General features: G+C 41.0%; 14 protein-coding genes and 1 riboswitch. Of the genes, 13 read left to right on the top strand and 1 reads right to left on the bottom strand.

Annotated elements, in window-relative coordinates:
- Positions 1 to 76: 76 nt before the first annotated feature.
- The 11 genes from E0485_RS00840 (at position 77) to E0485_RS00790 (ending at position 9231) form a co-directional block, all read left to right on the top strand.
- A complete protein-coding gene (locus tag E0485_RS00840; protein WP_132415607.1) occupies positions 77 to 577 on the top strand; it encodes a hypothetical protein in 501 nt (166 codons plus the stop codon).
- 27 nt (positions 578 to 604) lie between these two features.
- Positions 605 to 1444, top strand: coding sequence for a molybdate ABC transporter substrate-binding protein (modA, locus tag E0485_RS00835; protein ID WP_235857366.1), 840 nt, complete (start codon positions 605 to 607; stop codon positions 1442 to 1444).
- A 135-nt stretch (positions 1445 to 1579) separates the two neighbouring features.
- Positions 1580 to 2059 (top strand): DUF6530 family protein, encoded by a 480-nt coding sequence (locus E0485_RS00830; RefSeq protein ID WP_132415605.1) that lies wholly within the window; start codon positions 1580 to 1582, stop codon positions 2057 to 2059.
- A gap of 1 nt (position 2060) precedes the next feature.
- The gene (locus tag E0485_RS00825) at positions 2061 to 3269 is read left to right on the top strand and encodes an MFS transporter (protein ID WP_132415603.1); all 1209 of its coding nucleotides are present in this window, start codon (positions 2061 to 2063) and stop codon (positions 3267 to 3269) included.
- A 17-nt stretch (positions 3270 to 3286) separates the two neighbouring features.
- Positions 3287 to 4405: an AAA family ATPase gene (locus E0485_RS25390; RefSeq protein ID WP_132415601.1), complete on the top strand. Its 1119-nt coding sequence runs from the start codon at positions 3287 to 3289 to the stop codon at positions 4403 to 4405.
- A 134-nt stretch (positions 4406 to 4539) separates the two neighbouring features.
- Positions 4540 to 5502, top strand: coding sequence for a vWA domain-containing protein (locus E0485_RS25385; protein WP_235857338.1), 963 nt, complete (start codon positions 4540 to 4542; stop codon positions 5500 to 5502).
- Between the two features lie 135 nt (positions 5503 to 5637).
- The gene (locus E0485_RS00810; RefSeq protein ID WP_132415597.1) at positions 5638 to 6351 is read left to right on the top strand and encodes a class I SAM-dependent methyltransferase; all 714 of its coding nucleotides are present in this window, start codon (positions 5638 to 5640) and stop codon (positions 6349 to 6351) included.
- Positions 6352 to 6454: 103 nt separating this feature from the next.
- Positions 6455 to 6781, top strand: coding sequence for a MazG nucleotide pyrophosphohydrolase domain-containing protein (locus E0485_RS00805; RefSeq protein WP_132415595.1), 327 nt, complete (start codon positions 6455 to 6457; stop codon positions 6779 to 6781).
- A 114-nt stretch (positions 6782 to 6895) separates the two neighbouring features.
- Positions 6896 to 7354, top strand: a complete 459-nt coding sequence (locus E0485_RS00800) for a hypothetical protein (RefSeq protein WP_132415593.1) — start codon at positions 6896 to 6898, stop codon at positions 7352 to 7354.
- 74 nt (positions 7355 to 7428) lie between these two features.
- Positions 7429 to 8022, top strand: a complete 594-nt coding sequence (locus tag E0485_RS00795) for a GNAT family N-acetyltransferase (RefSeq protein ID WP_132415591.1) — start codon at positions 7429 to 7431, stop codon at positions 8020 to 8022.
- A 33-nt stretch (positions 8023 to 8055) separates the two neighbouring features.
- Complete coding sequence (locus E0485_RS00790; RefSeq protein WP_132415589.1) at positions 8056 to 9231, top strand: alanyl-tRNA editing protein; 1176 nt, start codon at positions 8056 to 8058, stop codon at positions 9229 to 9231.
- 87 nt (positions 9232 to 9318) lie between these two features.
- Here the strand turns inward: E0485_RS00790 and E0485_RS00785 are convergent, their stop codons facing one another.
- Positions 9319 to 10500: a multidrug effflux MFS transporter gene (locus E0485_RS00785; RefSeq protein ID WP_132415587.1), complete on the bottom strand. Its 1182-nt coding sequence runs from the start codon at positions 10498 to 10500 to the stop codon at positions 9319 to 9321.
- A 282-nt stretch (positions 10501 to 10782) separates the two neighbouring features.
- Here E0485_RS00785 and E0485_RS00780 point away from each other — a divergent pair, with 282 nt between their 5' ends.
- The gene (locus tag E0485_RS00780; RefSeq protein WP_132415585.1) at positions 10783 to 11964 is read left to right on the top strand and encodes an oxalate decarboxylase family bicupin; all 1182 of its coding nucleotides are present in this window, start codon (positions 10783 to 10785) and stop codon (positions 11962 to 11964) included.
- Positions 11965 to 12174: 210 nt separating this feature from the next.
- Positions 12175 to 12320: riboswitch (cyclic di-AMP (ydaO/yuaA leader) on the top strand.
- A 184-nt stretch (positions 12321 to 12504) separates the two neighbouring features.
- A complete protein-coding gene (locus E0485_RS00775; RefSeq protein ID WP_132416414.1) occupies positions 12505 to 14328 on the top strand; it encodes an APC family permease in 1824 nt (607 codons plus the stop codon).
- Positions 14329 to 14358 lie beyond the last annotated feature (30 nt).

Genomic DNA, 14358 nt, shown 5'->3' with positions numbered 1-14358 from the left:
GTAATCTATGTTATTCAGTATACAATAATTTACATGAAGTAGAATCAATGATATCGTGAACTAAAAGGAGGCATTCATGATTACAACGATTAAACAAAATGATCTTAAATCCAATCAACTAAGCTGGTTATGCATTGAGCCAATGTTATTAGCGGTACGAGGCAAAGACTTTGCTGCCAAGACTGAAATGTATAAGCAATTGAATGAGGGCCAGCAAGCCCTATATTTATTTTATGCGTTTCATAATCATGTTAACAGTACGTCAGAGTTATATTGGTTTGCAGCGTATTACATAACCGAAATGAAAGCTTGGGACGGCATCATACACGGATTACGCTATTTTAAGGATCTGAAGTTGATTGAACTACTAGAACAGGTTAAGCTTGCAATCGAACAGAGGAATAAGGTTAATGATGAGTGGAGTCAAGCATCTCCAACTGATTTGGATAAAGACGAGGAACTTCGCATGACGATGCAAGAATTCTATACAAGCTATCAATCCTTATCAACGAAATCCATTAACCAGATGAATCAGTGGATTATTAATCATCCAGAAGAATATTTTGTGATCGAATAGAATGAAGATCGGAGAGAGAGTATTTTGATAAAACCTAGATTAAAGAAAAGCATGGGGATATTCGCGCTATTATTTGCGGTACTCCTGCTATTATCAGCATGCGGAGAGAAACCAAGTGAAGCAAATCAAACAGGTTCAACCCCGCAGACAAATACCAAATCAGTCGATTTGACCATTTCCGCTGCTGCAAGTCTAACGGATGCTCTGCAAGAAATTAAGTCTAACTATGAGAAAAATAATAAGGGAGTAAACCTTCTTTTCAACTTTGCAGCTTCTGGTACTTTGCAGCAACAAATCGAGCAGGGAGCACCCGTAGATCTATTCATCTCAGCAGCGACCAAGAATATGCAAGCACTTGTCGACAAGCAATTGATCAAACAAGATCAGCATACAAAATTACTTGCTAATGAGCTTGTTGCGATTACAGCTTCCGATAGTAAGGTTAAGATGACACTTAAAGGAGTAAATGAACTGCAAAATAAGGATATTCTAAAAATCGCAATCGGGATTCCAGAATCCGTTCCAGCCGGAAGCTATGCGAAAGAAGCACTGACCCGTGCTGGAGTGTGGGATGCTTTGCAACCTAAGCTTGTACAAGCCAAAGATGTAAGACAAGTTCTCCAATACGTAGAAACAGGGAACGTGGATGTCGGATTTGTATACAAGACGGATGCCTTAACTTCCGATAAAGTACAACTTGCTTATACGATCGATCAAGCATCCTATACACCAATAGAATATCCGATCGGAATCGTCCAAGCTTCTGCTCATGCCAAGGAAGCAGAAGAATTGTATAACTACCTTCAGACCAAGGAAGCGATGGAAGTATTCCTGAAGTATGGATTTTCAATGCCTGTAACTCCATAATGCAAAGCGTAAAAGGACCACGTATGAACGTGGTTCTTTTTTGTTGACTTACAGCAAATTACAATATACAATTGCTTTAGTAAATTAGTGAATCAGTAATTTAGTAAATTAGTAAAATGAAAAGAGGAATTCAAGATGAAAATACCTACTAACTTAAAACACAAGCCTGTTGTTGTGGTGGAAAACTATGAGCAGGTTGATGGACGATTGGCTCAAAATACAGATGCGAAAGGTTTGTCCCTGGGACTGGCGCAGTGGAACGATAGAGGAAAGGTTGATATTTCTGCCAAGGTATGGAGATACACGGGAGAAAAATGGTCAAGACAATCGGAGGAGCTGCCTCTACATCGAGTTCTGGATTTATCCATTCTGATTTGTCGGTCTTTGGTGCACTTTAGCGAAGCTTACAGATATGAACATTTATATGACCCACAAGAGCCTGTCATCGACCGGGTTGGTCTTCAAGGGAATGCCATGACCGTGGCGATAAGTACCGACAATGACAGAATCAATGAAGATATTAAGCTGTTCAACCAAGCTTTGAGCGACGATGGTGAGATGATCGGTGAGAGACTACGCACATTATCAAGAATGTTAAAGGAGATGGGTTATTAAAATGTTTTCCAATCGGTATGTCCGAACTATAATCCTCTCCCGGGTGCTGCTGCAGCTCGGAATTTGGATCCGGAATTATGCCGTACTTCTTTATGTTACTAACTTGACGAATAATAATCCGGTTTATGTATCACTGATTTCGGTAGCAGAATTCGCTCCGATCTTTATATTTGGCCTTATTGGGGGGACCTTTGCAGACCGATGGCTGCCGAAGCGGACAATGGTATGGAGCGATCTGCTGTCTTCCTTGTCCGTTGTAACTGTGCTGCTTGCCATCATGAATGGTGGATGGGTTGCACTTCTCATCGGATCGTTTGTTTCCGCTAGCTTGTCTCAATTTTCTCAGCCTTCGGGCATGAAACTATACAAGCGGCATGTGCCAGCCGAACAACTGCAGGGTGTGATGGCATTGTCCCAAACTCTTGTCGCTGTCTTTATGGTTTTGGGTCCAGTTATAGGTACATTTATTTTCATACAGTTTGGCATTAACGTATCTCTGATCCTGACGGCAGTTCTGTTCCTAGGGTCATCCCTTATATTATCGTCGCTTCCCCGTGACACGGCAGAACCGAAGTCTCGGGATGCCAGCGGTTTTATAAAGGAGTTGACAGACGGGCTACGCTATATCAGGTCCAATCAATACTTAAGAACACTCTGTGTGACTTTCTCTGCTGTTGGTCTGGCATCAGGACTGACTCAGCCGCTTCAGATCTTCCTTGTCATCGAGAATTTGGGACAGGACAAACAATTTCTGCAGTGGCCGGTTATGGCCAATGGGGCAGCCATGCTGGCAGGTGGTGTTGTCATAATGGGGGTAGCCAAAAAGGTGAAGCCACAGTTGTTGCTCATGGTGGGATTGCTTGTCGCCTCCGTCTGCACGATTGGATTAGGAGCTTCTACGATGATTTGGCTCACAATCGTCATTATGGTGATCAGCGGTTTGTTTTACCCTTGCATTCAAGGCGGAATTCAGACGCTTATTGTTCGGAACACGGAAGGGGCATTTATTGGGAGAGTATCTGGAACGATAACTCCTGTTTTTGTGGGGATGATGGTGGTTGGCATGTTCATATCCGGCTATCTGAAGGATATGTTTTCCCTGCAGGTGGTGTTTATGGTGAGCGGAGGCTTGCTTGTTATCGGTGCGCTTTTGCTTATTCCTATAATTAGCGAGAAAAGAAATAAAGTTGAGAGAGATCCAGCATCATGATAGGAAGGAGACGTAATATGAACGACACTAATGAACACTTATTGTCACCCGCAAGGCAACTGACGGATGATGAACAAAAGCTGATCTGGCATAAGCCGTTATCGCATAAAGTCAGTGAAGAAGAACGGCGTATTAGTAACGAGATAAAGCGGAACTGGAATCGCGGTGAAATGAAAATTGCCAATATTCTGTTAGAAGGTGACGCAGGCTCAGGGAAAACACAACTTGCCAAGGCTTTATCAGCCAATTTTGGATTGCCGTATACAAAAGTGACCTGTTTTGCCGATATGGATAAATCAGATATTATTGGAGCGATCCTGCCAGTCCTCTCTTCTGATCGATTAGAGACAATGGAGCCAATGGAGCAAACGGTATTAAAAGCATTATACGACAGCAGCGGTTTTCAGAGCATAACTGAAATCTTAATGGACGTGATGGGAGTTACGCAGGAACAGGCTGCAATACAGATGAGAAAATTACTACAGCAGATTAAGGAGAATAGTGAAGGCGATGAGGTGGAGTATCGATTTTATCCTTCCGAAATCGTCAGAGCCTATCGACAAGGCTATCTACTAGAAATACAAGAACCAACTGTTATTCGTGACGCTGCAGTATTGATGGCGCTAAACTCTGCTTTGGAGCTTGATGGAAGTATCAATCTTCCTACAGAAATCATACGCAGACATCCTGACTTCATAGCAGTCATCACGACAAACCGCAGTTATACAGGGACTAGGCCACTTAATGAAGCACTTCGTGATCGGGTACAGCACACAGAGAAAATGGATCTGCCAACCAAAGAAATCATGATGGAGCGTGCAATGGCCAAAACCGGCTATAAGGATGAGAATGTCCTTGGTGTTTTGGCGGACATCATAATGATTTTGGATAAAACAGCTCGTGCCAACGCGATTAAAGGCGTAGCCGGTATGCGCTCATTTTTTTACTGGGTGGATGCGGTTGCTGGAGGTACTTCTGCGAAAGAATCCCTTTATCACAAGGTCATCTACAAGATAACAACCGATTCTGAAGAGATCAAGATATTGGAAGAAGCGCTCCAAAAACATGGCTTGTTTGCCAGCTTGGAAGAAATTCAGTTCGAAGTAAAAAAAAACGAAAATTTAGCGATACATTAGAACTCAAGACATCTGGAAAGGTTGACGACGCAGAAATTGATAGTAATAACCAAGTAGAGGAACAAGGGGTTATCTTAAAAAAGTATGCAGATAGTGACGAAAGCTCTTCTCAAGTAATGGATGATTCTACCTACATGGAAAGATCAGACTCTTTAGAAAATGGTTCTCCCAAATATCATCAAACGAATCCTGAGCCAATGTCAGAGTCTGCGAAACAACAAGAGCGTCATTTTCGCAAAAAACTGAATCGATCAGCAAGGGAGGCTGTGTCTACCTCCATTCATGATAAAGTGAAGCTCATTGTGCACCGTCCTGATTACGATCAGGTAAACCAAGAGGAATACGTCAGCCTTAGTAAAGAGCTCATGCCTATCGTAAGGGAAATTGCCAGAAAGACGCTTCCGATCTTGGAACATGAGGAATCTGCTGAATTTGCGAGGAACCATTATTATGGAAGTAAATTTCAAGCAGACAGTGTTGCCTATGGGGATTATCGATATTTTTCAAAAAAACGACCGCCAACTGAATCTCCCTCCCTTGTTGTTGGTGTAAGGATTGATGAATCAGCCTCTATGTCCGCTTTTGGAAGATTAGAGGCAGCCAAACGAGCAGTAGTCGCAGTATATGAATTTTGCCAAATTTGTAATATACCCGTATTGATCTATGGGGATACTGCGGATGTCTCCAAGCTGGAACAAATGTCGATCTTCGCTTATGCCGACTTTGACAAAACAGATCCCAATGATCGATTCCGATTGATGCAAATTCGTGCCAGAAGCAATAATCGTGATGGAATGGCTTTACGAATAATGGCCGAGCGGTTAGTTGCTTCGCAACAACATACAAAGCTGTTGATTAGCATAAGTGATGGACAGCCAAAAGCAATGGACGATTATACGGGAAGCTATGCGGTAACAGATATGCAACAAACGATAGAGGAGTATGAACGCAAAGGTATCACTTTTCTTGCAGCCGCTATAGGTCAAGACAAGGAATTACTTAATGAAATCTATGGGCATGAGAAATTTTTGGATATTGCGAGTCTAAATGAGTTTCCTGCAAGGCTAGTCCGGATTATCGCCCGGTATCTTCAATAGACCATTAGCTATTTAGCTAATGGTTTTTTTTGTGGATAAGTCTATTGTGGAAGTCATTTACATGATGATGTGACTTTGGTATATTATTTATGTAATATCATTTTACGTAATTACGTAATTATTGGAGGTCATATCATGATGGAAACAATTCGCAGTCAGGAAGATGTATTGGTCATGCTCGACAGTTTATTGCAGGAACAATCGAAATTTAACTGGGATTCGTTCTACTCGGATCGCAAACGTCCTGTGCCTTTCTTCGTGCAAGCTCCTGATGAGAATTTGGTGAAATATTTACAGAACAATATCTTAGGTATTGGAGGCAAGGCTCTCGAACTTGGCGCTGGGCCAGGGCGTAATGCGATTTACTTAGCGCAGCAGGGGTATGAAGTGGATGCAGTGGACCTTTCAAGTGAAGCCATCCAATGGGGGAAAGAAAGAGCGCAAGAGCAGAATGTGTCCGTACATTTTATGCAGAAGAATATATTTGAATTGGAAGTAGAGGAAGAGGAATATGATCTCATCTACGACTCAGGCTGCTTCCATCACATTGCGCCGCATCGCAGACTGAACTATGTTGATTTGATAAGTAAGGCACTTAAGCCTAATGGATATTTTGGCATTACTTGTTTTGTAGAAAATGGTCTGTTAGGTGGTTCCGATCAATCGGATTGGGAGGTTTATCGCCAGCTTAGCCTAAGAGGTGGACTAGGCTATAATCCTGAGAAGTTAACCAATATATTTAAGGATTTGGTACTGATTGAGATTCGTCAAATGCAGGAGATCGAGCAGCCCAGTGATCTATTTGGCTCCTCAGGCTTGTGGACGGCATTATTTCAGAAGAAAAATTAATACATAGTTTCTATTGTGCTGAAAGTCAAGATGATATGGTTTCCTTTATTATATTATAATAGATTACATTAATCTCAATTTACTACTAACTAAGGGGAACAACATGGACGTAAATGAATTTCAGCAATGGGTAAAAGAATACTACGAAGCAAGAGGATGGTCTAAATTAGACATCTTCATCCGAATTGGTTTTCTTGCCGAGGAAACAGGGGAAGTTGCTAGAGCGATACGTGCACTAGAGATCGGAAGAGATCGCCCTGATGAGAACGACGGCTCCATTCAGGAGAAGAAGCAGGAACTCGTAGAAGAATTAGGCGATGTCCTTGGCAATATTATTGTGATCGCTAATAAATACGACATCAAACTGGATGATATCTTCCAGGCCCATCAGGAGAAATTAAATAAACGATACAAGGAACTCCAAGAGTAAATTTGGAGTTTCTTGTTTAATTAGAGAAATAATTAGCGGCATAAACGATTAATTGTATCCAACTGCTCAATACAATTGGTATAATAAGGTAGTCTATTTTTTGGGAGGCTATCTATGACTAATAAGAGTTTTATAATGATTGTCATCGTCTTATTGCTCGGCTGCTTGCAAGCCAGTCAAGCACCAAGCATGGCTATTCAAAAGTTTGGTACTTGGAAAATCAAGCTCATAGACAAACAAACGAGACAAGAAATAAATTATGGTAGTGCAGTTGTGTCCGAAATCAAGCAGATATTCGTTATTAATCAAGGATCACACACCATTTCTTTACCAAGCCTAACCTCCGGACCTTCGGACGGTTATTTTCAGATGGGATATACAGTTCTTTTCAATGCAGAAGGTTATTTGCCAAGAATAGATCATAACTTACTTATTTCGAATGGTGAGGAGACGCCCTTAGAAATAGAATTACAACGTCCAAATGGGAATGCATCTTATATCGAATACTTCCATCCTAGTACGATGAATGCTGCTAACGATTTTATAAGTAATTACTTATCTAATATCCCCTAAAATAACAATGTGTACATAAGATTCAATACTTCATGATCAAATAACTGCTATTTTTGATCCTAAGGAGACTAAATATGAACTTAAATACAATATCAGACTCGACAAACAACCTATTTATGATCGATTGTAAGGACGTTATTTTAAGAGAGTATCGAGAGGAAGACATGCAGGAGCTTCACGCGATTACGCAACAACCGGAAGTTTTAGAGTACCTGCCATGGTGGGAGCATACGATTGAGCAAAGATTCTACTGGTTTTTGAATTATGAAAGTAAAGACAATCAGCAATTCTATCAAGCCATAACAAAAGGTGAAGACTTAGGATCGCTCTACCTCCGATTAATAATTATTTCCAAGGAAACTGGAGAGATTATTGGTTGCTGTGGTACGGGTATAAAAGAAGAATTACCTCCACCCAACCGAGAGATTTTCTACATCATCTCAAATAAATATGCCAATCGCGGTTTTACAACGCAAGCGGTTCAAGGCTTTACAAAGTATTTGTTTCATAATACCAACTTAGAGGAACTTTGTGCAATTGCACTTGAACGTAATATTGCTTCCAATCGAGTAATACAAAAATGCGGCTTTGATTTTCTGAGTAGCATCGATCTAGATCAGGAGAATTATTATTACTATAAGCTGTTTAAAAATAGTACAATGTGTTAATTAATTAACCTATATATAGTTAGGAGATCAAGCATGACTACACAACTCTATTACGATTCTGCTTATTTAACAAACTGGGAAACAACGATTGTAGAAACGAAAAAGCTCGAAAATGGATACTATGTCATTTTACAAGATACTGCTTTCTATCCGCATGGTGGGGGACAACCCTGTGATTTAGGAACGATTCAAGGAATTACCGTGCTTGATGTGGTGAATGAAGACAATCAAATCTTACATAAATTAGAACGTCTACCTGAAGAAAGAATCGTAAGTTGTTCCATTGATTGGCAAAGAAGATTCGATCATATGCAGCAGCATAGCGGACAGCATCTGTTATCTGCAGTAAGCCTGGACAAGTTCCAGTTTAAGACGGCAAGCTTCCACTTAGGCGTTGATTATTGCACGATTGATATTGAAGCATCTGAAGTAAGCTTGGAACAGCTTGAAGCCATTGAGCGCGAAGTCAATCGTCACATATATCTTAATCATCCTATTCGAAGCTATTTTGTTACGGAAGAAGAGGTCAATCAGCTTCAGTTGGTTAAGCAGACGAATGTGACAGAGAACATTCGAATTGTTGAAATCCAGGATATTGAATATAATGCATGCGGTGGTACACATGTCTCGGCTACTGGAGAAATTGGCATCATTAAGCTGCTCAAAGCGGACAAGCAGAAGGGCAATACTCGGATTTACTTTAAGTGCGGAAACCGTGCTTTAGATGAATTCGTGGAGAGTCAGCGGATTTTAAATGCGCTGTTTGTTAAATTTAACTCGAATAAGGATAGTATTCTGGATCGGATCGATAAATCGGAGAAGGAGCAGAAACAGCTTCAAGCTGATCTAGTCTTATGCAAAGACAAGCTTGATGATTATGCTGTACAAGAATTAGTCGCAAACGTTCGAGGAAATCTGATCGCAAGCACATATGAAGATAAATCGCTTAAGGATCTGCAAAATTTAGCTAACAAAATTTGCTCCCTGCATAATGGCGGTGTGTTACTAGCTTCCGCTCTTGAGAATAAAGTTGTACTAGCACAAAGCAGCAAGTCGGAGTTCTCATGCGGGGCATTCCTCAAATCGAATCTAACTTCCTATAATGGCAAGGGTGGAGGCAGTGATATTCAGGCACAGGCAGGATTTTCGACTTGGGAAGATGCAAAGGGTTTCTATGAATTCACCAAAAGTGAGATCGAACAACATTAGAATAAATAGAAAGTGGTTCAAATAACAGAAGAAGCAGCTTCGGGGAGCTGCTTCTTTGTTTCAATATTTGTTGAAAAATTGAATGTGTTATTCCTTTGAAATAAACTTTCTGCCAGATAACCACATGACACTGCTAATGACTAAGAAGTAGATCGGCATTGTAATCAAGGAGCCGTTATGAAGAGCGCTCATTCCCCAGGTCACGATACTAACTAGCAAATAATACCCTAAGCTAAAAATCGCACCTGCAGTTCCAACAACATCTTGAAATGAAACAAGAGCAAGACTTAGACAGTTTGGTAACGCAATCCCTGCTCCCATCAACATCATAAAGATGGTAATTAACATACAAATGCAGATGAACATATCTGGCATCGTGTGAAGGCAGCTAGCAGCAGTTAATAGAATCGCCCCAATCGTCATTACTAGACAACCGATATGAATAATTTTCTCTGGTGCATAGATGGTGAGAAGCCTTCTCGATAGGATTGCTCCTACAATAGACGCTAAGGCTACAATGATGCCTAAGAAGCCAAAGACACCAGGTGATAATTGGAAGCGATCAATGAATATAAAAGGAGCTTCTGCATAGTAGCTGAAAATAACCCCATTGATGCCGCCTATGAGTAATCCGAATACCAATACACGTGGTGAAACAATCATTCTGCGGATGATTGGTAGAATCGCAATCTTTGTTCTTGCAGAATCATTCATTGTTTCTGGCAACTTTATGAACGCGTATATAAACAATAAGACGCTCATGATTACTAGCGTAAAGAAGACTGCCTTATAGCCTAAAACCTCATCAACCCAGCCTCCAATAAGTGGTCCAACTGCAGGTGTAAAGGCAATAACAGCGGATATTTGGGCAAACATAACATGTCGTTTATTTCCCGATACACTTTCACGAAGCATCGTTTGTGTGATGATTGATCCAGTCGCAGCTCCGAATGCTTGAATGAAACGACTGACAAGAAGTAAGCTAATGGATTCCGAGTAGAAACACATCAAGCAACCGAGGCCGTATATAATCAGGCCACCTAACATGGCAGGTCTCCGTCCGATAAAATCCGAGAGGCATCCCCAGCAGAAGACCCCTAAAGCAAATCCGATAAAATAGATACTTAATGTTAATTGTATGGAACCATTCGAAACACCAAGTGCTGTTGAAATATCAGGTAAAGAAGGTGTATATATTGTCTCACTAATTTGTGGAAAAGCCACAAGTACGATCATTAATAATAAAGATGGTGCTGCATATTTTTTCATTGTGATTTAGCCCTCCTACAAGCCTATATCCTAGAACAACAAGAATATGAGAGCTTAGCTAGGGAAACGGCGGCATCATGATGGCAAGACGACTGTAGATCATCATTAAAATAAATCCCCTTTCATACAAAATGGGTATTATAGGAGGGCGTAATTTCTAAATTGGCTAGAGTATCCAATCCAGTTATACATATGACTCTAATATCATAAATTACCTTATTGAGGCTATAGATCAGATGCAGATTCCTCCAAATCATGATCAAATTGAGAGGTGCATGTTCGATGGATAACCAAGACAAGGAACGGAATCATTATTCTAATATACCACAACCCATAAGAGAAGATGGAGCTGGTGCACCAGACTTCGGTCCTCGGGATGTTATGCGAGATATGGAGAACACCAATATGTTCATCCCACCTATTACGGATGCAGGTTTGATACCGAATATGAGATTTTCGTTCTCGGATACCCACATGCAATTAAATCATGGTGGATGGTCAAGAGAAGTCACCATTAGAGAACTGCCAATTGCAACTACGCTTGCGGGTGTGAACATGCGGCTGACACCGGGAGGCGTTCGAGAACTCCACTGGCATCAGCAAGCAGAATGGTCCTATATGCTGTTAGGTACAGCCCGCATAACGGCAGTTGATCAAGACGGGAGAAATTTCATCGCGGATGTCAGTCAGGGCGATCTCTGGTACTTCCCGGCAGGTGTGCCACACTCCATCCAAGGGCTAGAGGAAGGTTGCGAATTTCTGCTTGTTTTCGATGACGGTCATTTCTCAGATCTGAGCACGTTATCGATTTCAGATTGGTTTGCGCATACGCCCAAAGATGTACTATCTGCCAATTTTGGTGTACCCGAGAGTACTTTTAACAGTATTCCTACTAAGCAAGTCTACATTTATCAAGATAAAGTTCCGGGCTCCATTGAAAGTCAGCAAATTCAGTCACCTAATGGCACAGTACCTTTGAGCTTTAAGCATCAGTTGCTTGCACAGAAGCCGCTTCGGACCCCAGGAGGAAGCGTTAGAATCGTAGATTCCTCTAATTTTCCTATATCCAAAACCATTTCAGCAGCACTAGTTGAAATTGAACCGGGTGCAATGCGAGAACTCCACTGGCATCCTAATAACGATGAATGGCAATATTATCTGACAGGACAAGGGCGTATGACTGTATTTGGTCCGAATGGGTCGGCTCGCACCTTTGATTTCAGATCAGGGGATGTCGGCTATGTTCCTTTTGCCTTTGGTCACTATATTCAGAACACGGGGAACCAAACCTTATGGTTTCTGGAGATGTTCAAAAGCGACCGATTCGCTGATGTGTCCCTGAATCAGTGGATGGCGCTAACTCCTCATGAACTCGTTCAATCGAATTTAAACGTTGGCCCAGAATTAATCGACGCACTGCGCAAGCAGAAGTGGCCGGTAGTTAAATATCCAAGCACACCATGAGTATTTGAAATATAACCAACATGTCAAAGAATCTATTTTTTTCCAAAAGGTGAATTTACGTGATAATCAAAGAATGAATGAGATTGTCATAGAGAATGAAAGAGCATAGCTAGTGTAAGCGATTACTTGAATTCGTATCGCCTGTTAGTTCCTTCCCTTTCATTTTTTCACATTTTACAAGGTAACCTTTCTAGCGTTATATTCATTCTTGAAAATAATTCGCTGAGTTTTCCTTAAGGGAAAACGGGGGAACCAACGTGAAAGATCCATCGTGCTGTTGCAGCATCATGATCATTCACATGGCTCTCGCCATCCGAATCCGACAGCTAACCTCGTAAGCGTTGATGAGAGAGGATATGGATACTGTGATCATGTTTACATGGGCCACAGAGGTTCAAGCCTCTGTGGTTTTTTGTGATATAGAATTTATAACTTTCGTAGTATAAATTCTAAGTATCACCTTAAGAAACGCGCCTCCATTAAGGAAGGCGAAGCCGTTTCTTCTTGTTGCCAAAAAAGGGGAGCCAGACTAACATGACAATGTCTATGTTAAAGAGATTATTGATTGGAAGACCGCTTAAATCGACAGCATTAGGAGAACAAAAGATTACGAAAACGAAAGCATTAGCAATTCTTTCATCAGATGCTCTATCCTCAGTTGCGTATGGTCCAGAACAAATTTTGCTAGTCTTAGTTACGATTAGCGCGACAGCATTCTGGTATTCAATTCCGATAGGAATTGGCGTTTTAATTCTCTTAACTGCGCTAATCTTGTCCTATAGACAAATCATATTTGCATATCCTCATGGCGGAGGCGCCTATGTTGTCTCTAAGGAAAACCTGGGCATGTATCCTGGTTTAATAGCAGGGGGCTCATTGTTAGTCGATTATATTCTGACCGTGGCCGTAAGTGTATCAGCAGGTACAGATGCAATCACATCCGCTTTTCCTAGTTTACATGAGCATAATGTAACCATTGCCATTGTATTTGTTCTCTTTATCACCATTTTGAATTTACGAGGGGTTACCGAATCGGCTACTATTTTAGCTTATCCTGTTTATATATTCGTATTTGCCTTGTTCATTCTAATCGGTGTAGGAATCTATCAGATTGTAACAGGGCATGTATCACCTGCATTGCATGTACCTATCGGAACACCTGTAACTGGCATTAGCTTATTTATACTTTTGCGAGCTTTTGCATCAGGCAGCTCTGCCTTAACAGGAGTCGAAGCGATCTCGAATGCTATTCCGAACTTCAAAGATCCTGCTCCGAATAATGCAGCCAAGACATTAGTTGCGATGGGCTCATTACTCGCGATCTTATTTGCAGGTATCGTATTTTTGGCCTATTATTACGGCATTGCACCGAAAAACGAAGTAACGGTCGTTTCACAAATTGCTGAACAAACCTTTGGTCGAAATGTGATGTATTACTTTATCCAAGGAACGACAGCCTTAATCTTAATTCTTGCCGCTAATACGGGATATTCAGCATTTCCATTGCTTGCTGTGAATCTTGCCAAAGATAAATTCATCCCAAGAATGTTCACGATGCGTGGGGATCGTTTAGGATATTCGAATGGCATTATTTTTCTAGCGGTAATGTCGATTATCTTAATCATTGCTTTTGAAGGCAAGACTGAGCATTTAATCCCACTGTATGCCGTCGGGGTATTCATTCCATTTACGCTCGCGCAAACAGGAATGATGGTCAAATGGATTCGTGAAAAGCCCAAAGGATGGGTGACCAAGTTAATTATTAATTCGACTGGCGCAGCTATTAGCTTTATTGTTATGCTGATGTTCTTCTTAACCAAATTCACACAAGTGTGGTATGTGTTAATCTTCTTGCCGCTGATCATTGCTGTATGCTATCAAATTAAGAAGCACTATGATGCAGTTGGTGAACAGTTAAGAATCACAACTTGCGAGCCTCCAGCGCCTATAGAAGGGAATGTCATTATCGTTCCAGTAGCAGGCATCACACATGCCGTTGAAAACTCGCTGAACTATGCGAAATCGTTATCGCCGCATCAAATTATTGCGGTTCATGTTCCTTTTGAAAGAGAAGATGAAATTATTTTCGAGGAAAAATGGAATAAATGGCAGCCAGATGTGAGACTAGTATCGCTTCATTCGCCATATAGAAGCATTATTACGCCATTAACGAAGTTTATCGATACCGTTCAACGCAAAGCTGGAGAATCCAATTATCAGGTAACGGTAATCATTCCACAGTTCATTCCGAAGAAAGGCTGGCATAATATTTTGCATAACCAATCCAGTCTATTTATTCGAACACATTTATTATTTAATAGAAATGTCATTGTGACAACAGTACCTTATCATTTGAAAAAATAGACAAAGCTCATCAAATTCTTCTAAAAATGT

Source organism: Paenibacillus albiflavus, assembly GCF_004344915.1.
Taxonomy (GTDB): Bacteria; Bacillota; Bacilli; order Paenibacillales; family NBRC-103111; genus Paenibacillus_AM; species Paenibacillus_AM albiflavus.
The sequence above is the reverse complement of the archived record's forward strand: the minus strand, read 5'-3'. Positions and strand labels throughout refer to the sequence as shown.

Excerpts from the sequence above, each read along its gene's own strand:
- E0485_RS00825 (WP_132415603.1), top strand. The coding sequence starts at position 2,061 with ATGTTTTCCAATCGGTATGTCCGAACTATAATCCTCTCCCGGGTGCTG.
- E0485_RS00830 (WP_132415605.1), top strand. The coding sequence starts at position 1,580 with ATGAAAATACCTACTAACTTAAAACACAAGCCTGTTGTTGTGGTGGAA.
- E0485_RS00805 (WP_132415595.1), top strand. The coding sequence starts at position 6,455 with ATGGACGTAAATGAATTTCAGCAATGGGTAAAAGAATACTACGAAGCA.
- E0485_RS00780 (WP_132415585.1), top strand. The coding sequence starts at position 10,783 with ATGGATAACCAAGACAAGGAACGGAATCATTATTCTAATATACCACAA.
- E0485_RS00795 (WP_132415591.1), top strand. The coding sequence starts at position 7,429 with ATGAACTTAAATACAATATCAGACTCGACAAACAACCTATTTATGATC.
- E0485_RS00790 (WP_132415589.1), top strand. The coding sequence starts at position 8,056 with ATGACTACACAACTCTATTACGATTCTGCTTATTTAACAAACTGGGAA.
- E0485_RS00785 (WP_132415587.1), bottom strand. The coding sequence starts at position 10,500 with ATGAAAAAATATGCAGCACCATCTTTATTATTAATGATCGTACTTGTG.
- E0485_RS25390 (WP_132415601.1), top strand. The coding sequence starts at position 3,287 with ATGAACGACACTAATGAACACTTATTGTCACCCGCAAGGCAACTGACG.
- E0485_RS00810 (WP_132415597.1), top strand. The coding sequence starts at position 5,638 with ATGATGGAAACAATTCGCAGTCAGGAAGATGTATTGGTCATGCTCGAC.
- E0485_RS00800 (WP_132415593.1), top strand. The coding sequence starts at position 6,896 with ATGACTAATAAGAGTTTTATAATGATTGTCATCGTCTTATTGCTCGGC.
- E0485_RS00840 (WP_132415607.1), top strand. The coding sequence starts at position 77 with ATGATTACAACGATTAAACAAAATGATCTTAAATCCAATCAACTAAGC.
- E0485_RS00775 (WP_132416414.1), top strand. The coding sequence starts at position 12,505 with ATGTCTATGTTAAAGAGATTATTGATTGGAAGACCGCTTAAATCGACA.
- E0485_RS25385 (WP_235857338.1), top strand. The coding sequence starts at position 4,540 with ATGGAAAGATCAGACTCTTTAGAAAATGGTTCTCCCAAATATCATCAA.